General features: G+C 36.9%; 15 protein-coding genes. 5 read left to right on the top strand and 10 right to left on the bottom strand.

The annotated features are described in order from the left end of the window. Positions 1–2 precede the first annotated feature (2 nt). Together FHG64_RS06275 and FHG64_RS06270 are read right to left on the bottom strand one after the other, a co-directional pair. A complete protein-coding gene (locus FHG64_RS06275) occupies positions 3–3,128 on the bottom strand; it encodes an HsdM family class I SAM-dependent methyltransferase (protein WP_139065625.1) in 3,126 nt (1,041 codons plus the stop codon). Between the two features lie 702 nt (positions 3,129–3,830). Beyond that, positions 3,831–4,274: a helix-turn-helix domain-containing protein gene (locus FHG64_RS06270; RefSeq protein WP_139065624.1), complete on the bottom strand. Its 444-nt coding sequence runs from the start codon at positions 4,272–4,274 to the stop codon at positions 3,831–3,833. Between the two features lie 718 nt (positions 4,275–4,992). On the opposite strand from FHG64_RS06270, the gene FHG64_RS06265 reads away from it, so the two are divergent. Genes FHG64_RS06265 through FHG64_RS06255 form a run of 3 tightly spaced genes read left to right on the top strand, consistent with a single transcriptional unit; the run spans position 4,993 to position 12,303 of the window. Continuing rightward, positions 4,993–7,998, top strand: coding sequence for a SusC/RagA family TonB-linked outer membrane protein (locus FHG64_RS06265; protein ID WP_139065623.1), 3,006 nt, complete (start codon positions 4,993–4,995; stop codon positions 7,996–7,998). A gap of 11 nt (positions 7,999–8,009) precedes the next feature. Further along, a complete protein-coding gene (locus FHG64_RS06260) occupies positions 8,010–9,410 on the top strand; it encodes a RagB/SusD family nutrient uptake outer membrane protein (RefSeq protein WP_139065622.1) in 1,401 nt (466 codons plus the stop codon). After that, a complete protein-coding gene (locus FHG64_RS06255; RefSeq protein WP_139065621.1) occupies positions 9,397–12,303 on the top strand; it encodes a M16 family metallopeptidase in 2,907 nt (968 codons plus the stop codon). The genes FHG64_RS06260 and FHG64_RS06255 overlap by 14 nt, the downstream gene beginning before the upstream one ends. Before the next feature lie 54 nt (positions 12,304–12,357). Here the strand turns inward: FHG64_RS06255 and FHG64_RS06250 are convergent, their stop codons facing one another. The 4 genes from FHG64_RS06250 to FHG64_RS06235 all read right to left on the bottom strand — a co-directional run bounded on the left by FHG64_RS06250 (position 12,358) and on the right by FHG64_RS06235 (position 14,608). Next, positions 12,358–12,621, bottom strand: coding sequence for a DUF6520 family protein (locus tag FHG64_RS06250; RefSeq protein WP_139065620.1), 264 nt, complete (start codon positions 12,619–12,621; stop codon positions 12,358–12,360). Positions 12,622–12,710: 89 nt separating this feature from the next. Next, the gene (locus FHG64_RS06245) at positions 12,711–13,190 is read right to left on the bottom strand and encodes a MauE/DoxX family redox-associated membrane protein (RefSeq protein WP_139065619.1); all 480 of its coding nucleotides are present in this window, start codon (positions 13,188–13,190) and stop codon (positions 12,711–12,713) included. 90 nt (positions 13,191–13,280) lie between these two features. Then, positions 13,281–14,213 (bottom strand): AraC family transcriptional regulator, encoded by a 933-nt coding sequence (locus FHG64_RS06240; protein WP_139065618.1) that lies wholly within the window; start codon positions 14,211–14,213, stop codon positions 13,281–13,283. Positions 14,214–14,227: 14 nt separating this feature from the next. Beyond that, a complete protein-coding gene (locus FHG64_RS06235; protein WP_139065617.1) occupies positions 14,228–14,608 on the bottom strand; it encodes a DUF7793 family protein in 381 nt (126 codons plus the stop codon). Positions 14,609–14,828: 220 nt separating this feature from the next. On the opposite strand from FHG64_RS06235, the gene FHG64_RS06230 reads away from it, so the two are divergent. Further along, a complete protein-coding gene (locus FHG64_RS06230) occupies positions 14,829–17,252 on the top strand; it encodes a bifunctional aminotransferase class I/II-fold pyridoxal phosphate-dependent enzyme/GNAT family N-acetyltransferase (RefSeq protein ID WP_139065616.1) in 2,424 nt (807 codons plus the stop codon). A 318-nt stretch (positions 17,253–17,570) separates the two neighbouring features. Here the strand turns inward: FHG64_RS06230 and FHG64_RS06220 are convergent, their stop codons facing one another. Continuing rightward, complete coding sequence (locus FHG64_RS06220; RefSeq protein ID WP_139065614.1) at positions 17,571–18,227, bottom strand: hypothetical protein; 657 nt, start codon at positions 18,225–18,227, stop codon at positions 17,571–17,573. Between the two features lie 344 nt (positions 18,228–18,571). On the opposite strand from FHG64_RS06220, the gene FHG64_RS19150 reads away from it, so the two are divergent. Beyond that, positions 18,572–18,739 carry a hypothetical protein gene (locus tag FHG64_RS19150; RefSeq protein ID WP_168191326.1) on the top strand — a complete coding sequence of 56 codons (168 nt, stop codon included), beginning with the start codon at positions 18,572–18,574 and terminating at the stop codon, positions 18,737–18,739. A 142-nt stretch (positions 18,740–18,881) separates the two neighbouring features. On the opposite strand, the gene FHG64_RS06215 is transcribed toward FHG64_RS19150, so the two are convergent. From FHG64_RS06215 to FHG64_RS06205, 3 genes are all read right to left on the bottom strand, one after another. Continuing rightward, positions 18,882–20,999, bottom strand: coding sequence for a glycoside hydrolase family 97 protein (locus FHG64_RS06215; protein WP_218937574.1), 2,118 nt, complete (start codon positions 20,997–20,999; stop codon positions 18,882–18,884). A 121-nt stretch (positions 21,000–21,120) separates the two neighbouring features. After that, complete coding sequence (locus tag FHG64_RS06210; RefSeq protein WP_139067904.1) at positions 21,121–22,512, bottom strand: alpha-amylase family glycosyl hydrolase; 1,392 nt, start codon at positions 22,510–22,512, stop codon at positions 21,121–21,123. Between the two features lie 31 nt (positions 22,513–22,543). After that, a complete protein-coding gene (locus FHG64_RS06205; protein WP_139065612.1) occupies positions 22,544–23,899 on the bottom strand; it encodes a SusF/SusE family outer membrane protein in 1,356 nt (451 codons plus the stop codon). Between the last annotated feature and the right edge of the window lie 6 nt (positions 23,900–23,905).

Genomic DNA, 23,905 nt, shown 5'->3' with positions numbered 1-23,905 from the left:
CTTTAATTCTTATTTAAAATTTCAAGAATCAATTCGGATGCATCTTCTATTGCCATTGATTGAGACCAAAACCTGCGTTGATTTTGACGAATAATATATACGTCATCTCCTGTTTTATAATTCAATTTTTTATTAAAATAGATATTGGAGGATTTTTCTTCCCATAAGTAACGGTCTAATTTTTTTAGTTCATTCTCAAGTAATTCATTAGACGTTAATACTTCTTTAGGTGTTTTATCAAAAGAAATTTTAATCATCATTAAAGGAGAAAATCTACTTATAATAAACACAGTAGCATTTGCAAATAAATTCTTGCTACCAAGGAAATTGTTAAGTTCCAAGCTTATATTCTTTCCGTACCTTATTATTTGTTCTTGTTGGACGGCATATAAAGAAATAGATTTTTCTTGTTTAAAAAATAAATCTACTGTATACGTGATGAAATCTTCTATAAATTGTTTATCGGTTAAATCTAAATTGTAAAGTCCGAATACAATATCGTTAATTTGATTTTCAATTTCTTTAAAATCTTCTTCTAAAGCAGATTTTTTAATTGAATGTTCAATTTTTTCATGAAGGAGATTAAGTTTTATAAATGTGCCCTTATCATTGATAATTGGAAATTTGTATATTTCATTTGGCTTAATTCTTTCTCGTTCCACTCCCCAAGAATTGGAAATTAAAAGCAAAAAATAAGTTGATAAGCGAGAATTTAAAAGGGCCGATAAAAATCTTAGGCTTGCTTTATTATCAGATTTAAAACCTAAAATAGTGCTGTTATAAACAACTGAATGCGGAACAAAACTAAAACAGAGTTGATTGTTCTTAAAGCCTTCTTTGGCTAAAAGCATTGGTCCTGGAAAAATGTTTTTTCCTGTTATTCTTCTAAACACATTAATGGGAGGGAGATCATAAATAGTTTCTACAGAGTAATAATTTAAATATGTCTTTATAGTTTCTCTGTTTTTTAACAAGGAATTCATATTTGAAAAATAACTTTCATCAGTATAAAAGCGTTGAATTCTTTCTGGTCTAATGAATTTCATTAAAGAAATTTCATTATCGACTATAGGTTTTTCAGTAGATTTATTTATAGGTTGTAATCCAACATTAAATTTTATATTATTTTCTTTTGTATAAGTGCCGACATTATTTTGTTGATTTAATAATCTTTTCACCAAACCCCAATCATACATTCCACCCCACATTGCAATTTTCCAAATCATGCTTTTAGGGTTTTGACATTCTTCTCTAGGTAAATATTTTAAATCTGTAAAATCTATACTTAAACCATCTATAATATTTGATTTGATGAATGTTTTTGGAGCGTAATATGCAATCTTATCAGAAGGGATTTTGGGTTGTTTTTTTCTGAAAAATACAATACTTATAGGACCTGTTGCATCGCCAAAAAGTTGGCCGCCAAAACTTTTCTTTGCCTTACGAAGAATAGAGAAATTGAAAACCTTTTCCACGTAGCAATCCTGGAATAACCATTTTCTAAAATTTTCGTAAGTTCCTCCTGTGTTTGTTAGGACCTTGGTGTTGAAGATTAAAGCTATTTCACCATTTGGGGTAAAATTTGTGGATTTGTGTAGAAATGGTAAAACCATTTCCTTGGCAAAACCGTGCTGGTCACAATAAGCACGCACAGATTCTAATAAATCAATTGTTCCGAAGGGAGGATTTCCTACTACTAAATCAAACTCAATATTATCAATTTCTTTATTAAGTGAAATTGTATCTCGGCAAAACAGGTTATGTCCTTGTTCCTTCAGAGACTTATCATAAGGATTGTTTATCAAATTTGGCAAACGATGTTTCTTCTTTTGCCATAAGTCTTTGGGGTCTAATTTATCCACTAAAGCTAAATACAAACTAAATGCCGCTACCTTAATGGCTTGTGAATTTATTTCAATCCCAAATATATTTTCAGTTAATAATTTTTTTAGTTTGTCAAAATCTGTTAATTTTTCTTGATGTTTATTCTCGTATCGCTTTACCAGTCGTTTATAACTTTCTACTAAGAAAATCCCGGACCCACAACTTGGATCTAAAACTTTGACGTTATAATTTTTTTCTATTTTATTATTAGGAAGTTTGTCGTTCAAAATAAACTCAACTAGGGAAGGGGGAGTATAGTATGTTCCTGTTTTTTTCTTTAATTCAGGATTGGTTTTGAACAAGAAGTTTTCGTAAATCTCACTTAATAACTCTATCTGTATTATGCTAAAATCAAACATTCTCCAGTTCTCAAACAGTTTAACCTGTTGTGTGTTATCATTACCATTTATAAAGCATTTTTTAATAAGGCGCAATTGTTCTATGGAAATATTTTCGTCCTTTTCTATGGTGAAAATATTTCCATTAAAATCCTCTTCTAAGCGTTCGTATAATTGACCAGTAGCTTTTGGATCATTTAAAATATCAAAATAAGATTTGCTTCCTTTTTTTATTTGGGAATATAATTTTTCGTCTGTAGCTCCTCTATCTTCCAGATATAAAAGGAATAACGAGCGCAGAATGATTTTATGTATAAAATCTAGTTCAAGTCCTTGTTGTTTAAGTTGTTGGGCTGTATTTACTAAGCTTTCTACCAAATATTTGTCAACCCTTTGCTGTAACGTAATTTTATCCCGAACAAATTGAGCCTCTTCTAAGGTCCAAACAATTCCCGTGTCAATAGCGATTCTTGAAAAAATATTATTGAGTTCTTCTAGTTGTTGGTGATCTGAAAAAGAATAGGTTTTTATTTCGACACTTTCAAGTTTCTTTTCATAATCCAAATCCTCCTTAGGTTTAACTAGTGGTTTTACAGAACAACTATAAATTCTTATTTGGGTATCAGAATATACATAGAGAAAAAGCACTTTTTTGAAGTTCCAAACTTTTTTATGAATGTCCGCTATTTCGAGTAATGTTTCCTTATCAAAATTTTGCACTTTTTTAAGAAAAATTGCGGGAAAGCTGTTGGAACTTTCATCGGTATTAAAATATACTGCATCAATATTGAAATGGGATACTTGTGCTATTACCTCTGATATACTTGTAGATAAATTATGCGGGTTAGAATTTATAGAAGTCGCTTTTTCTAAACCTAGATAACTTAAAACATCTAATGTGATCATTGAAAATAATTTTAACTTCAGAAAGCGCTTAAATATTCAAATATAAATAGCTTTCTCATATGGTTTAGAAAAAAAAAGATTAATTGTGCAAGAGTTATTAAATACTCATTTATTGGATTATATCCAAAATTAGGAAATATTCCACAAAGATGCAATTATGGAGTAATTTTTGGGTGATAAATAAATTTTTGATCAATCCTCTATAGCAAAATCTCCAATGGACCTTTGCAAGTATGGTTATAACAAATAAAGTAAGATCTTAGACAACAACCATCTTTTTGAAGTGCAAATGCCACCTTCCTAGGTAAACCTATTAATTCTCTCGGCTATACGCCCTTTGGAGTTGCTGGCCGATAATCCATTTTTCTAGAAGTTTTTTTGTCGGTATCTCTCCAAGTGCGATTTCCACTGGTAAAGAATTACCCATATTAAACCGAAGTATGTTCCATCCTTTTCATTTTTCCCTAAGACCAGGAGCAATTTATTGTTTATACTCAAGGGGAATACTTGGATCTGAGAATAGAGGAACAGGAGATTTGTTTATATGCTGTGGATAGATTTTTTTTAGAGGTGGAATATGATATTATAAAAAATGAATTAATCAACATGGAAAATTTTTTGAATCTATAAGAGTGATATTTAAATGTATTGTCGAAAGAAAAAATTCGACAATATGGGATATCTATAAATAAATGGGATTGATCAACTTGAAATTATTTTAAGATACTTTAATTTTTTCGTCTTGTCACTGCTATTCCATAGTTCCACTTCCTTTTTATTAAGTGGTTTTTTAGATATAACATCAAATCTTTTCACAACATTTCCCAAGCTATCAATTTCGTGTCTTCTATTGGATCGCTGTTTCAGCTTTAATTTTATTTTCACTAAATCATTAGCAACAATTGTTTTAGGAAATAAGGAATCGTAGGATGTAAGTTCTAATGCATCAGCAACCCTGTGAAGCATTCGTATATTATATTTAGATGGAATTTTAGGGTTCTCAATACTTCCAATATAGCCTTCCGAAACACCGATTTTTTGAGCTAAAGTAACTTGGTCAATATAAGGAGAAGATTTAATTCTTAATTCCCTTATTTTTTCAATCAGGTAAAAATCTAATTCCGAAATTATAATTTCAATTATCATGGATAAGTTTAGGAATCTATGAACTAACTCAAAAAATTAATTATTTTCACATACTTATAGGTATGTAATAAATTTTCATTATATTTGACTGTTATTAATATATTTGCGAAACTTCTTTAGTTAAAAATATTAGAAGCATTCGCTTTGAATCTCGACTTGAAAACTGGTAATTTTTAAACACAAGAGATGATAAGCAAGGATGCTCACGACCCGGGCGTGGGCGGCCGCTTATTTGTGTGAAGGTATACCAGTACCCCAAGTCAGTAAGTTGTGTCACCACGCCTTTTTGTTTCCCCACATTTAGGCAACCCCCCGGTACCAACTTTTCTTCAAGGCAATCTCTTCTTCTATTCATGGAACTTCGCATTTATTTTTAAAATATTTGCCGCGTAGCTATGTTCAGTTTTGGCTGTTTATGGTGCTGTACGGGATATGAAACAACATCAGGATTGAATTAGCCCCTGGTGGACCATTACTTTCTTACCCTTATAAAGTTGTAATGGTGGGTGGGAGGTGGGAAAAGCTCCTTAAACCTAAATGGGTGATAAAGGTGCTTGATTAAAAAGTAATAACCATTAAAACCAATTGCCTATGAGGAACAAAGCATAAGAAAATTTCGAGAACCAAAAATTAAAAAGGCCTCCTAATCAACTTTGACGGGGAGATAGGAGGCCTAATTAAACAAAACAATAAAGTTTTATCTAACCATTACAATATTATGAAAAAAATATACAGCCGGTTAATGTTAATCGTGCTTATTTCAGTATTGCTTTTTTTCTGCGCTCTAACCGTGCAGGCAAAAGCAGCCAATAATCCCTTACATGCCGGTGATGATTATTCACAGCAGGAGGTAAGAGGAATAGTAAGTGACCAGGCGGGAATCCCCCTACCCGGGGTCACAGTAGCAGTAAAAGGTAAAAACCGTGGTACTACTACAGATATAGACGGGCAATATTCCATTACTATTGAACCAAATGACATTCTTATCTTTTCCTTTGTTGGGTTTCAAACTTTTGAGGAACCTGTAAATGGTCGCCGTGAAATGAATGTGCGGCTCGAAGAGGAAATTGGTTCCCTGGGAGAAGTACAGATCAATGCAGGGTATTATAACACTACAAAAAGAGAAAGTACCGGGAATATTTCCAGAGTAACAGCAGAGGAAATCGAACTGCAGCCGGTAATAAGTCCATTACAGGCCTTGCAGGGGAGGATGGCGGGGGTGGAGATTATTCCAGGTGGAAATCAACCAGGTATGGCCTCTACAATACGAATACGAGGTAGAAATAGTTTGCGAGAAGATGGGAATTTTCCATTATATATAATTGATGGAGTTCCTATTAATTCAACCCCAATTGAAAGCAATAGTCTTATAGGAAACACTGGAATGGATCCTTTAAATACTTTAAATATTTCCAATATTGAAAGTATTGAGGTCTTAAAGGATGCAGATGCTACAGCCATTTATGGTACCCGTGGCGCCAATGGAGTAGTGCTTATCACCACAAAAAAAGGGAAAGATCGAATAACCGGTCTTGATGCCCGTGTTTATAAAGGAGTATCTACAGTTCCGCATAGACTGGATTTATTAAACACTCAACAATATCTTCAAATAAGAAGACAGGCATTTGAAAATGACGATGTAGAACCTACAATTTATAATGCTTATGATTTAGTGCAATGGGACCAAAATCGATATACAGATTGGCAGGACTTCTTTTTTGGTGGGACATCCCCAGTTACTGATGTCAATTTAGCTCTTTCCGGGGGTAGTGACAATACAACCTATCGAATTAGTGGCTCTTATTTTAACCAGGGAACTGTATATCCTGCAGATTTAAATTACCAAAAAATGACAGGTGGTTTAAATTTAAGTCATACCACACGGGATGAAAAAATACAACTTAATCTGTCTTTGAATTATGGAGTGGATAATAATAGATTATTAGGCAATGGGGTTAATCTAAATTCAAATGCATTTAGATTGCCTCCTAATGCTCCTTCAATTTTTAATACCGATGGTAGTCTTCACTGGGAGGAATGGGGGGAAGCCGGGATCTCTAATCCATTGGAAGGATTCTTTAATTCAAGTCAAACACAAAGTTATAATCTTGTTTCTAATCTGGGTATTACATATCAATTCTCATCTCATTTTAGCTTAAGAACCAACTTAGGATATACAAGATTTAATAGTGAAGAACTACTTAAAATCCCAACTAGGTCTTATAACCCTGCATATGATTATACCCATTCCTCGATATATTCACAAGCGGCACGTACCTCGTGGATAATTGAACCACAGTTAATCTACAGTAGGAAGTTTGGTGAAGGAAGGCTAGATGCCATTCTCGGTACCACCTTTCAAAAAAGTGAAAACAGTAAAATGGAAATTCAGGGAGACGATTATGCATCTGAAGTTATGATAGGTAATTTAAATGCTGCCGGCAGCATATTAAATCCTTCAAATATCTCATCAGAATATAGATATAGCGCTCTTTTTGCACGCTTAGGATTTAATTGGGATCAAAAATATTTTATTAATCTAACCGGCAGGCGGGACGGTTCTTCAAGGTTTGGTTCAGGTAACCGCATTGCTAATTTTGGCGCTATCGGCGGTGCCTGGATTTTTATAGATGAACCTTATGTAGAAAATAATTCAAAGTTTCTCAGTTTTGGAAAATTCAGAGGTAGTTATGGTCTTACTGGTAATGACCAAATAGGGGATTACGGCTATTTAGATACTTATGAAGCTACGGCTGGACCAGGAGGACTTTATCCTACCCAACTCTCTAACCCTGATTATTCATGGGAAATAAATAAAAAAATGGAGGCTGCAGTGGATCTTGGTTTTTTTAATGATAGACTCAACTTAACCCTAAGTTGGTACAAAAATCAATCCTCAAGTCAGCTTGTTGGTTATCCTCTCCCGGCTATTACCGGGTTTAGGTCTGTCCAGGCGAATTTACCGGCCACAGTTCAAAATACGGGCTGGGAAGTGGAACTGGCAAGTGTAAATGTTAAATCCCGCAATTGGCGTTGGCAAACTTTTCTAAATGTAAGCTTTCCAAAAAATATGCTGATAAGCTATCCGGGTATAGAGCAATCTTCTTATTCAAACATTTATAGAGTAGGACATCCATTAAATATTGAACTATTATATGAATACGAAGGACTTGATCCCGAAACGAATTACTATAGGATCGCTGATGTAAATGAGGATGGGAGATTGGATTATGAGGATCGAGTAATAATAAAGGATATAGGAAAAGAGTTTTTTGGTGGATTAACTAATAACCTCACTTATAAAAATTTTTCCCTTCAATTTCTCTGGGAGTTTGTAAAGCAGGAAGGAACTATAAGATCTTTAACAGATGTAGGCCAACTAAGTAATCAGCGAGTTGAAGTCTTGCAGGCTTTAGGAAACCAGGTTAGATTTCAGAGAATTTCACAATCATACCAGGCTTATACAGAATATTACAATGTTTTAGACACTACTTTTCCTTTTGAAGATGCCTCTTTCTTTCGCCTAAAAACGCTTTCTCTTGGACTCTCCCTTCCTCAAGCATTTATGGAAAGTATTAGAGTCAAAAGCGGTAGTCTTTTTATAAATGGACAAAACCTTCTTACTCTTACCAAATTTGGCGGAATGGATCCAGAGATGCCTAATGGGGGAACTTCCTTTGTGGCCTTGCGTACAGTAACAGGTGGAATACAACTCAATTTTTAAAAATGAAAAAAATGAAAAAAATCATATTTATTATATGCCCATTTATAGGATTATACTGGCTTATGAGCTCTTGTGAAGACTTCCTTGAAGTTGAAGCGCCAAATCATATTATCACTAGTGAGGTGGTTTTTAATAATGACGAAACTGCTATAGGTGCATTAAATGGAATTTACAATCAACTATATACCTCAGCTTTTAGTTCAGGATGGCAGGATAGTGTAACAGCTTTAGCCGGATTATCATCAGATATATTAGAGGTTATAAGATCTACTAATATCACCTTGAAGGAATATGACCAAAATGAAATAAACCCGAATAATACGCGAAATTTTAATATATGGTCCAGCGGGTATAACATCATTTATATGACTAATTCTCTTTTAGAGGGTTTAGCAAATTCTAATAATGTAACAGATGAAACTCGTAATCGGCTGGAGGGCGAGGCAAAATTTATACGTGCATTTACCTATTTCAATTTGGTTAATTTATATGATGACATACCTCTTTTGACATCAAAAGATTATAGAAGCAATGCTCTTGCAGCACGTAACAGTAGTGAAGAAGTTTATGAGCTTATTATTAGGGACCTGGAAAATTCGATAAACCTATTAGGGGAAAGCTACCTTGATGGAGAACGTACACGAATTAACAATTATACATCAATGGCACTTCTGGCCAGAGTTTATTTATACCGGGAAAATTGGGGATATGCTGAAAGTTTGAGTGAAAAGGTAATAGCCCAATCTGGAATTTATGAATTGTTAGAAAATTTAGATGAGGTTTTTCTTGCTAATAGTAAAGAAGCAATTTGGCAAATTTCACCTGCAGGAAGAGGAACAATTACCTCGCATACTAATGAAGGCTCAATATTTATTATTAACCCAATCTTTGCATCTCTATCACATTTTAAACTTTCTACAGGTTTTGTGAATTCTTTTCAGGAGGAAGATAAGCGTTTCCAAGATTGGATCCGGTTCCATTCTGGTTTATCTGTCTATTATCCATATAAATATAAAATTAGGAACAGTACGGAATCCATTACAGAATATTCCATGGTGCTTCGTCTGGCAGAACAATATTTAATAAGGGCTGAGGCTCGTGTAATGCAGGACAATCTTATTGGTGCTATAGATGATATAGATAAAATACGAAGCAGGGCGGGGTTGGAACTCCTTGCAGAAACTAATCCTGGTATTAGTAAAGAAGCTTTACGGGAAACCATTATGGAGGAAAGGAAAAGAGAACTCTTTACGGAATGGGGTCACCGCTGGATGGATTTAAAGCGAACTGGTCGGGCAGCAGAGTTACTTGGTGCAAATAATTCTTTGTGGCAGGATACGGATATACTCTATCCAATACCGGAAGAAGAAAGGATGAAAAACCCGAATCTAACCCAAAATGCCGGATATTAATATGGATGTTCTAAAAAAAATAATTCTAATAACTTTTATAGGAGTGTTTTCTTTTTGTTCTACCTCTGCGCAATCTGAAATTAGAGATACTCTGCACTCTAAGATTCAGGATGGAGAAATAATATTTGGTAAGTTACCCAACGGCCTTAGTTATTATATAAAACCTTTAAGCACACCCCAGGACAAAATGCATCTCCTATTTTACGTAAAGGCTGGTTTTAATCATGAGGAGACCCATCAGATGGATTTTTCCCATGCAATTGAACATTTAGCCTTTGATGGTAGTTTGCACTTTCCTAAAGGGATATCAAACAATGTAGAGTTGATGAATATGCTCAAAATGAATGATAGAGACTTGGGAGGTACTACAGGGTTCGACATGACAAGGTTCATTTTTAATGCTCCTCCAGATAACCCGGAAGCTGTAAGGGTTGGCTTGCAATGGTTTAAGGATATAGCAAACAATTTAAAATTAAGTGATAAGGATATTGCGAAGGAGCGAGGAATATTGAGACAGGAATTTATTTACAGTAAAGGAGAAAGTTTAATTGATAAGTATAAAATGATCTCAAGCCTATTTCCATGCAAGAAAGATTACTCTTACTTTTTTGACCACAATAAAAATTTTTCACAAGATTCTTTGAGAAGCTTTTATAACCAATGGTATCGCCCAGATTTAATGGCTGTTGTAATTGTTGGGAATTTAGAGGAACCGGAGGCAATGGAAAGGCAAATAGAGCAAGTCTTTGCGAGTTTACCCCTTAACCCTAAGAAAATTAATGTCAGAAATTGTGATAGTATATTTTTTAATCGCCCTCCACAATTTGTTATTGAAAGCAGCCAGCGAAGGTCTTTAAAAGCTGAAACTCCCGGAAAGGTAACCTTCGACTTCTTCATACGTCAACCCTCATTACAAGAGGAAATATATTCAAAAGAAGGGATGACAAACCTATTGGCTTTTCAATTATTAGTCCAAATTATTGACGGCCGGTTTAAGGAGCTCACCAGGAAATATAACCCCTCTATTGAAGCCAACGCCATCGATGCAAATAAAAATCTTAGTTTACCTCAAGGTATTAAAATCAGCATTACTACAGAGAAGAATAAAGAAATGCGTGATTTAAAGGAAACTTTCGAAGTTTTACATCAATTAGAAAAATTTGGAGTAAGCCAACAAGAATTAAATAATGTTAAAAGGGAATGGCTTGAAATAGCACAAAGTGGCAATCCCCCTGGACCAAAATACTGGATGGATGAGATAGGAAAACATTTTATAAAAAATGAAATTCTTATTCCCGATAAACAAAGTTTTCTGACTAAATGGGTGGAAGGAATTTCTTTGGAAGATTATAATTCTATAATTCTTCCATTTCTTGCCAAAAGACCTGAGGATATAGGGGTTATAGTTCCTCAAGGACATACAGCTTTACAATATAAAGAATCTAAAGTGCGTGGATGGATACAGAAAGCATTTGAGCAGAGGGTAATACCTTATTACATGCCCCAGGTTCCAGTAGCATTGATGGATTCATTACAACGAAACAACCTGCCGAAAAAAGCTTATTTGGATAAAGGAAAAACGAAGTTTGGTGCAAGTGAACTAGTCCTGGAAAATGGAGTTAAAGTAATTCTTATGCCTTTCGAACCTGCCGCAGGAATATATAAGGATAAAGTTTTAATTAATGCTATAAATCTTAAAGGAGCATCTGCTTACCCTGCTAAAGATTTCTTTTCGGCTATAAATGCAGGCAGTATTATCCAGAATGCTGGAGTTGGACAGTATGATAAATTTATGGTAGAAAGATTTCTCGCAGCCACCGAAATAAACAACGTAAGACCCTTTATTGGTTACAAAGAGTCGGGAATAAATGGCATATCAGGTGTAGAAGATCTGGAGAAAATGATGGGGTTGATATACCTTTATTTTACAGAACCCCGGATAAATAGAAAGGCTTTTAAGGACTGGAAAACTAACCAGATAAAACAATATGAGAACCCATCTTATAATTTAATTACTACAGATTTTAGGAATGCGATAAAGGATCTTACAAAGGATAATTATCTTCCGCTGGTTTTAGGAGATCGACAACTTAATGGCACAAAAGCTTATAAAGGATTAAGGCATACAGATGCTAAAAATGGATTAAGTATATACAAACATATATTTGGGAACGCTCGAGATTTCACCTTTATCATAAGCGGAGATTTTAATTTGAAAAGTGTACTCCCTATAGTTCAGAAATATCTTGGAAATCTTCCCAATACCCAATTGGCCACTGTAGCAAATAGAGCGAAGCCGGTGGAAACTGTTTTACCCCCAGGACCTGCAACACATCAAATAGCAAAACCGATTTATGATATGAAAGGAAGTAATTATGCTTTGACTTACATTAAACCAACTGCCAGAAATGAGGATTGGAAAAATCATCTAAAAGTAGAAATTTTAGCAACGTTGAGTAATCTTTTAGTTCAAAGCCTACGTTATGAAAAAGGTTATTCTTTATATAATTTCGGTGTCTATGGGAAATTTAATAAGGATATGCAGCGAGTGGAGATAATTTTTGAATTACAAGGTGAACCCCACGAACTGGAACAAATAAGAGAGGAATGTAAAAAAATAGTTGAGAATATCAAGAACGGAGAAATAAGGCAAGAGTTTTTTGATCAGGCATTGAAAAAAGCGCTGCATTCAAATAGCACTAAGCTTCTTAGGAATCATCGGAATATGAAGAAAAGATTATATGAATTTTACAGATATAATGAATCGTGGTTAGACCCAGTGGAAATTGAAAATTATCTTAAATCACTCCGGATGGCCGATATTATAAAGTCCTCCCGGGAAATCTATAAAGAGGATTACCAATATGAATTCGTAATGGGCAGTAATTTTTAGTAAAAAAATCACCCCCGGATGAGTTGCCGGGGATGATTCTCAATTAAAAATGAATTAAAGTTGGAAAGGAGTAGTTCTACTGGTTTTTTTTCGTGATGACAAACTAGGTGTGTCATACACTTCATGAATGCTACCATCTTCCATCCTTACTTGACAGGTGAGGGAACCGCTGCCGCAATCAATTTCTGGTATCTCTTGCCAATCACTACCTACCCTAATGTAGTCTAATGCTTCATCGGCACTGGAGTTAACCGTTGTAAAAGACATCCCGATAGCAAATATCATTGCTAATACGGGTAATAAAAATTTAGTTTTCATAATAAATAAATTATAATTAAACAATGCCTAATTTATTCAGGCTTAGGACTACCTGCTTTTGCTGCAACAAAATTCTTTTAATTTTTTTATCAAACTTGGGTGAGTCTATTGTGGCTTATTTTTCTAATAGACTTTTTCTTCTTTTTCAAGAACGTAATTCCTATTATTACTAATCCCATGCATATCACATTAAGCAGTAGATGTTGATTCCAGGAAAGAAGCGTAAGGATACTTCCGCAAGAACAGGGGGTATAAGGACTTAAAAATATTATCCAGAATAGATATCCTGTAAAAACAATAAATAAGCCGAAAACAACATACAATCCTTTTAACCGGGTTTTTGGCCATACAATTAATAGGGCTGCAATAATCTCTAATAAAGGGATGATGATAGAGACTATTGAAGCAATTGTTTTATCTTCTAATTGAGGGATATTTAGAATGTTGGCATAGAACGTCGATCCATCCAGGAGCTTGGTTAAACCTGCATACATAAAAAGTATAATAAAAAAAATGCATATTGCCTCAACACCAATTAATTGATATTTATGGAAATGTGAAGTTTTCATACTATTGATATTTTCAATAGTATAAAATTCAGGGTTTTAATTTGCTTATTGATGCTGGTGACTTGCCAAATAAAGGTATTTTACTATTTCTTATTTATCGTCTCCATGATGATCTGGATTTCTTTTTAAAACAATGGGAGAATAACCAAACCTTCGCTTGAATGCTTTAGAAAAATGTGGATAGGAGGTATACCCAATACTTTCAGAGATATCTTCCAGGGAATTATTCGTATTTCTAATCAATGTCTTAGACTCCTGTAGCCTGAGTTCAGTAAAATATTTAAACGGGGTGAACCCAAAAAGCGTTTTAAAACCATAGGTTAATTTATGCTCATTAATATCAAACATATGGGCAAGTTCCTTATTAGATAATAGAGGATTGGTGAAATTATGGGAAATATAATCATGGATACTTTGTATTGCTTTTATATCCCAGTTTGACATCTTCTTTTTTGAATTTCCATTTTGGTGAATAGCTGTATCGTCCGATTTTTGAACAATAGTTGTAAAAAAGCTTACCGTGTATTCTCCGGTAGGCCCTTGTTCATCAACCATGCGTAACACAAAGCATTTGGCAGGAACCAGGAGATTGTCGCCGGTTACATACTCCAACTGGAAGGAAGAATTGGAAAGTTCATTTTTATTAATCGCCTGCCTTATTTCATTATAAACCGGCATAGACTCCCTGCTTAATATGGTATCAAAAGCTTTTCCTATTATTTCCTCCTGCTCCCTGTTTAGTAATTTTAAAGCATTTGGACTACACCCGGTGATGTTTTGAGCGTCATCCAGAAGAAAACACATATTGTGAATGTGCTGGTAATTCCTGTGAGGATTTACGTAACTCAAGTGGTTTAAATTTTCACGAAGGTCCTCTGCCATCATATTGAGCCGTTGGCTTAACGCCTCTATTAGGTCCCTGTAATTGGAGCGCGGTATCTTATAAGCAAAATTTCCTTTTGCCACTTCTACAATCATTCTAAAAATCTCCCGCATATTCTTAAGGTTAAATTCTCTTTCCATATCATTCCATTTTCTTAGTCTTTATACTGCTCCAGGAATTTAAGAGCCAAAAATTTATTGGTGAATATTTTTGTGGGGATCCTGGGTTTACTGGTCTGAATATAAAATTCCACTATACTGGTTGAAACAGGTTCAAGAGCAAGGGAGCTCACGGCTTTGGCCAGTATTGATCCCTCTTTTGCCAGGTAATCCCGGGCCTGCTTGTCTATAGCATCTATACCCCTTATATCACAAAATATGGGATAGGATTTATTTTCCTGAAGGGCAAGTCTTGCCGCAACAATTTTCCTTGCCACCTCAAGAGTTAAAACCGTATTAGGCAAATATTCAAAGTAGAGTATGCCGGTCTCTATTTTAATACGAACCCTTTCATTCTCAAAGTATTTTTTTTCCATAGTATCATTTTTAAATACACGGTAGGGCCGGGGGTATGTAAGAAAGCATTTACATAAATTACTAATAATTATAAAATTAGAGGTTTAAGAATATATGAAAGTTGTCTTAAAAGTCAATTTACTTGTCAAATAAGTCAATTTTTGATATTATTTTAAATTTTTCCTTTACCTGCTTCTCCTCAATATTTAGCTTAGAGTTATTCTATTTAATAAGTGAGCGATGGCAAAAATTAGACACAATAATTTTTTGGATACAGTAGATGAGGTTTTCTCGAATGCTAAACGAGAAGGAGTATTGCACCTGTTCTCACAGGATGAAGTCCTTTCCGGAAGAACTATAAAAATTAAAGGAAGGGATTTATTTCATTTTGGAACTACAGGTTACCTGGGCCTGGAGCAGGATGAACGGTTAAAACGAGCAGGAATGGATGCAATTTGGAAATTAGGAACTCAATTTCCTCTTTCACGTACTTATGTATCCCACCCCCTCTATGATGAAATGGAAGAAAAGATCTCCAGGATGTACGGCAACCCTGTTGTAATCACAAAAAATAGCACTCTTGGCCATATCGCTGTTATTCCTACTGCTGTTAGGGATGAAGATGCAGTCATTTTGGATCACCAGGTCCATTGGAGTGTCCAGAACGCAGTACAGGTTCTTAAAACAAGAGGTGTACCCGTGGAAATGATTCGCCATAATAATCTTGAGATGCTTGAAGATAAAATAAAGGAACTTCGCAATAAGGTCTCAAAGATATGGTATATGGCAGATGGGGTTTATTCGATGTACGGTGACTTTGCTCCTGTAAAGGAATTAATGAGACTTGGAAAAAAATATCCGCAGCTTCATTTTTATTTTGATGATGTGCACGGGATGAGCTGGCGGGGCAAAAACGGTACCGGCTATGTAATGGGGGAATTAGAGGGTAACTTGCCAGAGAATGTTCTTTTAATTGGTACCCTGAGTAAAACTTTTGGAGCAAGCGGGGCTTTAATGTCCTGTTCAAACCGGGATCTTCACCGTAAAATAAAAACCTTTGGTGGACCGCTTACTTTTTCTGCACAATTAGAGCCGGCATCAGTCGCGGCGGCATCTGCATCTGCAGATATCCATCTCTCACCGGAAATTTATGTGCTACAGGAAGAACTAAATTCTAAAATTAATTATTTCAATGACCTTCTTGAAAAAACACAGCTGCCTCTTATTGAGAAAAACTCTTCCCCTGTATTTTATATAGGCACGGGAATGCCGGTTACAGGCTATAATTTTGTGAAACGACTTATGGGAGAAGGGTTCTTTGTAAATCTTGGAATATATCCCGCTGTTCCTGTAAAAAATACCGGTGTAAGACTTACTATCTCCCGTCACAACCAGAACCAAGAGATGGAGGCTCTGGTAGAAGCAATGTGTTACCATTATCCAAAAAGCCTGGAGGACACCCATACTACACCTGGAAGAGTTAGAAGGGCATTTAAAATGCCAGAGAAAGAACTTCCAAATATTATAGCGATTGAAACTAATTTACAGGTCCAAAAAGAAAACTCTATCTCAAAAATTGAGAAAGAAGAATGGGACAGTGTTCTTGGTGGGCATAGTACCTTTGACTGGGAAGGGCTTAAATTTTTGGAACAGGTATTCAGCAATGAAAATCTCCCGCAACACAATTGGAAATTTCATTATTTCCTTATTAAGGATAAGACTGGTAGAATAATACTCGCAACGTTTTTCACAGAAGGTTTATGGAAGGATGACATGCTTGCACCAGTTTCTGTTTCTTTACAATTCGAAGAAAGAAGAAAAATGGAACCATATTACATGTCTTCCAAAGTTCTTGCATTGGGCTCTCTCTTTACTGAGGGTGAGCATTTATACTTGGATTGGAACCATGAGGAAAGAGAAGATGCCTTAAAATTATTTTTCTTACATACAGAGGATCTTGAACAACATGCAGGTGCAGCCATGTTGGTATTGCGTGATTTTGAAGAAAATAATCCAATAGCAGAAGTATTCCTCAATAAAGGTTTTATTCCCGTTACTATGCCGGAAAGTTGCATTATGGATAACCTCTCCTGGAAAACAGAGGAGGAATTCGTGAATAGTTTGTCGAGTCGATCAAGAAGGCATTTTAAAAATGAAGTTGCCTCCTTTGTGAAAAAATTTGAGGTTGAAATTATTGACACTCCTACATTGGAAAAAATTGACCAATATTTTGAACTCTATAAAAATGTGAAGGAGCAGAATTTTGGGTTAAACACTTTTACCTTCCCGAGGGATTTATTTACCAAAATGGCCAGCCATCCTAATTGGGAATTTATTGTCCTGCAACTACGCGAGGATATAGATCCCAGGCCCGTACGAAAGCCGGTGGGGGTGATGTTTTGCTATAAGAACTTAGGAATTACCTATTCCCCAAGTTTTATTGGTATGGATTATAGTTTCTCAAGAGAATATAATATTTACCGGCAGTTACTTTTTCAAACCATTAAAAGAGCCCGGGAGTTAAAATTCCAACAGGTAGACTTAGGATTTAGTGCCAGTTTTGAAAAGCGAAAACTAGGTGCACGCGTCATTCCCAAAGTGGCTTATGTCCAGGCCAAGGATAATTTCTCCATGGAATTGATGGGAACAGTTCAAAGCACTTAAGTCAAAATTATATTTAGGTGGTGTGACAAGGAAACGAGCAATGGTAGCAACCATTCGCCCTTGGATATCTTTCCTTTGCTTTAGCAACAGCATCCCGGCAGTTACTGTAAAAGCCTAAAAACTCCCTGTTTAATAGATTAGGTAAGTAACTACAGGTATCTTTATGAACTTCATTATCACCGTTAGCTTGTTTTTGTTGGTTTACGTAGTAATAAGGCATATTAAAGTATTAAAGGTTGTGAATTATTAAAGATATAACTATTAGTGATTTTTTTCGGCTTTCATTAAGAAGGAGATTTAAAATGAATTAGATTGGAGTTAATTCCTTATATACTTCTCAACCATATACTTAGTTATGGGTTTTAATGTCTTACCATTTTCAGGATGTATTCCCGGTGCAGTAAAAAAGTCTAGTTGATTATTGCTTTTATCATACCATACCTGCACTTCTCCATTTTTAAAAAATGTAGTGGTATCTGTAACCTGGATTTTTTTAAAATTTTCCAGTAGATAAGGATTAAGTGCTGTTTCTACAGCGGCACCTGTGCATCTTTTTTCAATATAATGATTCTCATCCCAGGTCATGCATTTTTCAATACCCCCTGTATATCCAACATAGGCAGAAATTCCTATAACAGGTATTAGCAATAGAAGTATGGATAATCTTTTCCTTTTGCTATGGGTTACCGGTTTTCGGCCCACTTCCTCGATCATAACTTTCTCTTTCTTTGCAGTTGAAGCCAGGACATATTCTTCATAAGTTTCAAATCCTAGAAATATTGCCAAAAAATTCTGTGTCTCCCGTGTGGGGGTGAATTCTCTTTTGTAATAGCGAATAAGCGACTTAGGCGAAATTTGGAATTTACTTTCTTCCCAAATACTTTCAGCTATGAATTCTGCCCGGCCATTAAGCGAATCCTTTCCTGTCATTTCCCCTGCTTTTAAAAAAGCATCCCGTAATAATTGATTGATCATGATGGTCTTAAAAGTAAAAAAAACTCAGCTAATAATTTATGGAAAACCGTAAAGACAAAGCTGTCCTACAATTGTCCCGCCTTTGTCCTACTGTCTTCATCCCTTTCCTCATTTCTTTGCTGTGTAATTAAGAGTAACCTCCGGGACCTGCAATCCAGGGGTACGCGCAGCTCTTCTTTATAAAATGATCCGTGCGGCCGGCATAGCCACCGGGAAGTAGCTTTTTGCTGTCGCACCGGATCATTACTTCCCACAATTGCCCATTACGGGTTTCACAGATTACCTCATAACACCCACCGGAATCCCGTGCAGGTAATCCTATGTCTAATTTTTAATAGAAAAACATGAAAAAAGTATATTTAATTATGTGTATACTCCTTTGTAGTACAGTTATGATATCCTGTACTGAAGAAAATTTGGCTGATCTCACAGATCCCGGAACCAATGTTTATGCCAGCGATGGTGAGGACAGCAAAACAGATCCTAAAGAGGAACCTCCCGGAGGAGATTAAACAATTAAAAGGGCCGCTGAAAAGTGGCCTTTTTTTAGAAAGCTCACATTATTAGAAAGCTCTCTTTAGAAGGAGAAAAAAAACTTCCGCAGCGTTAACCGGCGGAAGTTTTACTTATTTGAAATGGACCTTTTAAGGCTAATTACAACCTTTTCAAACCTTTCATTTCCTCTTTTGTACCCTCTTTAATGCTAACAGCAAAGCCACCTCCGGGTGCCAGTTGCTGCTTTAATTTGCTCTTTGAGGTTACCCTCACTTTTCGAATATTATAGCTTTGAGGTTTTTCATTCCAGCTGGCATCTTTTCCATCGGCATAAATAGTAGCGATATAAGTTTCTCCGGGTGGAAGGAAATCAAAGGATATGGTGGAAGTTCTGGCATTCTCATCTGTAATTCCACCAACGTACCATTCATTTTTGTTTTTCGCCTTACGTGCAACAGTGAGGTAATCTCCGGGTTCAGCTTCCAGGTAGTAACTGTCATCCCAATCCACGGCTACATCCTTAATAAACTGAAAAGCATCGGGAAACCTTTCATAGTTTTCTTTAAGGTCTGCAGCCATTTGTAACGGGCTGTACATGGTAACATAATAAGCCAATTGTTTTACCAGGGTGGTATTCACTCTTTGGTTACCGGAGCCATAATAAGAAAGATCTGTCTGGAAAATTCCGGGAGTGTAATCCATTGGCCCGCCCATTAATCTCGTGAAGGGAAGGATGGTGGAATGGTCCGGGTCCAGCCCACCCATTGCTTCAAATTCTGTTCCCCTGGCAGACTCCTGTGCCAGCCAGTTGGGGTAGGTACGGTGTAATCCGGTTGGACGTACAGCTTCATGGCTGTTGATCATGATCTCATAATCTGCAGCGCGGTTTGCCACATGTATGTAATGATTCACCATCCATTGGCCGTCGTGGTGTTCTCCCCGCGGAATGATCTGGCCTACGTATCCTGTTTTAACCGAATTATAATTATTATCCTTCATGAACTGAAACGCCCTGTCAAGCCTGCGCTCATAATTGGTGGCAGCACCGGAGGTTTCATGGTGCATCATGATCCTTACTCCCTTTGAGGCTGCGTAATCCCTAACCTCTTCCACATCAAAATCTGGATACGGGGTCGTGAAATCAAAAACTTCTTCTTTCCAGTTGCCTATCCAGTCTTCCCATCCAATATTCCATCCTTCAATTAAAACGGCATCAATACCATGTTTGGCTGCGAAGTCCACATAATCCTTTGCGTGGGCAGTAGTGGCACCATGCCTCCCGCTGGGGGTGAGTTCATTAAAATCCTGGTCCAGTTTTACATTGGTCTCTGTTCCATAAGCCCAGGTACTTTTTCCTTCCACAAAATATTCCCACCATATCCCTATGTATTTTAACGGGGTGATCCAGGAGGTGTCTTCATAACTTGTAGGCTCGTTGAGGTTGAGTATAAGGTTGGAGGCAACAATATCTGTAGCCTTATCACTTACAACAACAGTCCTCCAGGGAGAAAAGGTTTCGGTTTGTAGATATCCTTTATTCCCTACTGCGTCCGGAGTTAAATGAGTGCTGAAGTGGAAATTTTCAGCATCTACATTTAAATTCATTGCAGGATAATTAACCAGGGCAGCCTCATGGATGTTTATATAGATCCCGTCTGAAGACTTCATCATAGAAGGCGTTTGTACCGCCAGGTTATCTATAGGTCGCTGGGCGGTAATTTGTACCGTTGCTTCCTCCATAAGCCCCGGAATTTCAGAAATTGTGGAGGTCATATAAGGATATTCATTGGTGTCATAATCACCCGGGATCCAGAATATTTTGTGATCACCGGTCAAATTAAATTCTGTATGTTCTTCCTTAAGCACAAAATAATTTAATTCCTCCTGTTTAGGGAATTCGTATCTAAAGCCAAGCCCGTCATCGAATAATCTAAATTTGATCCTGATGTACCTGTTATTGTGCTCCTTTTGAGAGAGGGTTACCAGTAATTCATTGTAGTTATTCTCAATCGTGCTTTGCTTACCCCATACCGGGCTCCAGGAGTCGTTGACAGAATTCTCCTGTGTATCAATAATTTCAAAACCATCCATGAAAGAAGGTAGGTTGTTTAATTCCAGGCCTAAACGGCTTGGAGAAATGACCTGCTTGTTTTTATAGGTCAATGTATAGGATGGGACACCGCCTTCCTGTAGTTTAAATTCTAATTGTAAATTTCCATTGGGAGATGAGAGCTCCTGTGCCTGTACAGAACATACAGTTACCAGTGCTGCCAGCATTGTCCAGACTACTTTAAGCCGGAACTGAAATGCTGAATAACCTTTTTTATAAAACATTTTTTAATAAATAATAATTTTCAGGTGCCCCGCTAAATCAGGACACCTGAAAATAAGGGTTAATTTAATTTCCTGTTCTTAATACAAGATATTGAAATGGTTCCAGGGTAATTTGTGACTCCAGGGAAACAGTACCGCCATTAAAGATGTCTTCCCATGACGTGCCGGCCAGGGTAGAAGGGAAGATGAAATTGTTTTCCCTGTTCCTTTGGTTTGATAGTACCAGCACTGTCTCATCCTCTGTGCTCATGGTAAAGGCAGCCACATGTTCACTGCTGTACCCGTTATATTCGCCCCTTCTTATCGCTGTACTATTGTTTCTGAATTCGATGATATCCTTATATTCTTCCAGCAGCTCATTATTTGCTGCATTCCAGTTTATAGGATCCCTGGAGAAAAATTCCAGGCGTTCATTCCATCCTATTTCCTGCCCGTTATAGATCATAGGAATAGATTTCATATAGGCGGCAACTACAAAAGCAGCCATGGAACCTCTGTCTCCGCCAAAAAGTTCCTGCGGGGTACCGTCAGATAAATTAACGTCATGATTGGAGGTGTATCTCACCACTCGTTTTGTGTCGTCATAGACATTCTCATATTCTGTTGCAAACGAATTTTGTAACACAGTAGCAGAAGCATTATCTACAAAAACCTGCTTTAAATGGTCAAAGAAATTAAAGCCGAAAATGTAATCAAAACCTGCCCTGAAGTGATCTTTTCTTGAACCTTCAGCAAACATTATCATGTCCTGGTTTTTAATATTTCTTAAGAAAGGTACGGTTTCTGCCCAGAAACTATGTGGAACATAATCTGCCGCATCAACCCTGTATCCATCTATGTTTGCAGTGTAGATCCAATAGGACATAGCATCTTTCATAGCTGCGCGCAATTCATCATTTGAATAATCCAACTGCGCAACATCCTGCCAGTTTGTTCCCGGTGGATGTATAATATTGCCTTCTTCATCCTGTTGGTACCATTCTGGATTGGTAGTGATCCACTCATTATCCCATGCTGTATGGTTAGGAACCCAGTCCATAATTACCGCCATTCCTCTTTCGTGTGCCCCGTCTACCAGGTTACGTAGATCTTCAAGAGTGCCAAATTCCGGATTTACTGAATAGTAATCGCGAACAGAGTAAGGAGAACCAAGTCCCCCGGCAGATCTTTCTTCACCTACAGGATATACCGGCATTAAGTACAGGACATTCACCCCAAGGTCACTTATGTGATCCAGCCCGTCTATCACTCCATTAAAAGTTCCCTCTTCACTAAATGCTCTTATGTTTACCTGGTACATGGAAACGTCCCGGCTATCTGGCACCTGCTGAAATGCTGTGCCGTATTGTTCGTATTCCTGGTGCCCTCCTCTTGTTATTTCATCATCTGATGTTTGACAGGATAAAAGAGATGTCGTTCCCAGGAAGATGAATAATACATTGATGTAATTTCTCATTTTATTTATCTTTTTATTCATTTTGATTTTTCTAATTAGTTGTTCTGTCTACTGTATACGTTGCGGTAGAGGGATCTTCAGGATTCAAGGTAAGGGTGATGTCATAGGTGCCTGCCTCTTCTATACCATGTGCTCCCGGATCATCAAGATAAAGGATTCCGTCTTCATTATTTCGCGGGCCATAATTAAGGGACCAGTCATTATTCCTTCTAAATTTTAATGCTCCCGGTGTAAGATCGGCAGTTACTTCCCATACTCCTGTATCACTGTTCCACGTCATTGGGGTATCTGTATCCCAACCACCTGCAGTAGCATCACCAATAATTCCCCAAACGATAGGTTCAATGGAGTAAAAAGCCCTGGTGTTATCTTCAGGATCAATGCTGAAGGTTACTTCATATAAACCTGCCTCTGTAACATCATGAGCACCCGGATCATCCAGGTAAGCTATTCCTTCTTCATTGTTCCTGGAACCATAATTGATTTCCCAGCTGTCATTAAGCCTAAATTTTAATGCTCCCGGCTGAAGCTCGCCGGTATAAACCCATACCTGTCTTTCAGAATCAAAAACCATATCTGTATCTGCATCCCAGCCACCCTCAGTCGCTGTTCCAATAATTCCCCAGGAAGTTTTGGTTGCTGTCCAGGTCATGGTGTTAAAGTTAACAGTGATCTCGTAAAATCCTGGTTCTGGGACGCTTAGATTAGGACCATCAAATACGAGGTTTCCATTCCCGTCATGGCCGTAATTCTCTGTCCAGTTTCTGTCCAGGGTTATTTTGAAATCGAGAGCATCCTGGGATGGTAAATTTAAATAACCGCGATAGATACCATTTTCTACTGCAGGTATGCTTGCGGCAGTTTCGGGATCCCACCCCTGGTATGCCCCGGGAAGGTAAATTTCTCCGGTTGCAACTTCCGGTGTAAATGGCGTCACACTTATTATTAAGGGTTCAGAAGAGATTCTCCTATCCATGTAGGATTGTACCCGTACCGCAATTTCACCTTCTACATCATCTTCCAGTCCAAGATCTTTTGCCAGTTCATTTAAATCCCTGCCCATGAAGGTCTTGCTTAGCACATCCACTCCTGCCTCTGCATTTATGGCATTTGCCCAGCCATTTACACCTACGGTATCTGCTGGGCGGGTGAATTGTAGGTTATATGTAACGGGAGCCTGTATAGGATATGTGACCTCCGGCCAGGAGATGTTCAGGACTGCCTGATCCATATTTTCCTGCTCTAATACAATATTATTATGTGAAGCTACAGGGGCCGCAGTAAAATGAACCGGCTGCAGCATCGTGAGCTCCTCATCCTTTTCACAAGACCCGAACATGAAGAGAGCCAGTCCTAAAAAAACTAATTTATTTAAATATCTTTTCATAATATA

Source organism: Antarcticibacterium flavum, from assembly GCF_006159205.1.
In the GTDB taxonomy this organism is placed as follows: domain Bacteria; phylum Bacteroidota; class Bacteroidia; order Flavobacteriales; family Flavobacteriaceae; genus Gillisia; species Gillisia flava.
Note: the sequence above shows the minus strand (reverse complement) of the source record. Positions and strands in the feature narration are given on the sequence as shown.

Bases quoted from the DNA above. Each gene is read 5' to 3' on its own strand.
- FHG64_RS06245 (WP_139065619.1), bottom strand. From the start codon at position 13,190: ATGAAAACTTCACATTTCCATAAATATCAATTAATTGGTGTTGAGGCA.
- FHG64_RS06240 (WP_139065618.1), bottom strand. From the start codon at position 14,213: ATGGAAAGAGAATTTAACCTTAAGAATATGCGGGAGATTTTTAGAATG.
- FHG64_RS06270 (WP_139065624.1), bottom strand. From the start codon at position 4,274: ATGATAATTGAAATTATAATTTCGGAATTAGATTTTTACCTGATTGAA.
- FHG64_RS06215 (WP_218937574.1), bottom strand. From the start codon at position 20,999: ATGCTGGCAGCACTGGTAACTGTATGTTCTGTACAGGCACAGGAGCTC.
- FHG64_RS06235 (WP_139065617.1), bottom strand. From the start codon at position 14,608: ATGGAAAAAAAATACTTTGAGAATGAAAGGGTTCGTATTAAAATAGAG.
- FHG64_RS06255 (WP_139065621.1), top strand. From the start codon at position 9,397: ATGCCGGATATTAATATGGATGTTCTAAAAAAAATAATTCTAATAACT.
- FHG64_RS06210 (WP_139067904.1), bottom strand. From the start codon at position 22,512: ATGAGAAATTACATCAATGTATTATTCATCTTCCTGGGAACGACATCT.
- FHG64_RS06260 (WP_139065622.1), top strand. From the start codon at position 8,010: ATGAAAAAAATCATATTTATTATATGCCCATTTATAGGATTATACTGG.
- FHG64_RS06250 (WP_139065620.1), bottom strand. From the start codon at position 12,621: ATGAAAACTAAATTTTTATTACCCGTATTAGCAATGATATTTGCTATC.
- FHG64_RS06205 (WP_139065612.1), bottom strand. From the start codon at position 23,899: ATGAAAAGATATTTAAATAAATTAGTTTTTTTAGGACTGGCTCTCTTC.
- FHG64_RS06265 (WP_139065623.1), top strand. From the start codon at position 4,993: ATGAAAAAAATATACAGCCGGTTAATGTTAATCGTGCTTATTTCAGTA.
- FHG64_RS19150 (WP_168191326.1), top strand. From the start codon at position 18,572: ATGAAAAAAGTATATTTAATTATGTGTATACTCCTTTGTAGTACAGTT.
- FHG64_RS06230 (WP_139065616.1), top strand. From the start codon at position 14,829: ATGGCAAAAATTAGACACAATAATTTTTTGGATACAGTAGATGAGGTT.
- FHG64_RS06275 (WP_139065625.1), bottom strand. From the start codon at position 3,128: ATGATCACATTAGATGTTTTAAGTTATCTAGGTTTAGAAAAAGCGACT.
- FHG64_RS06220 (WP_139065614.1), bottom strand. From the start codon at position 18,227: ATGATCAATCAATTATTACGGGATGCTTTTTTAAAAGCAGGGGAAATG.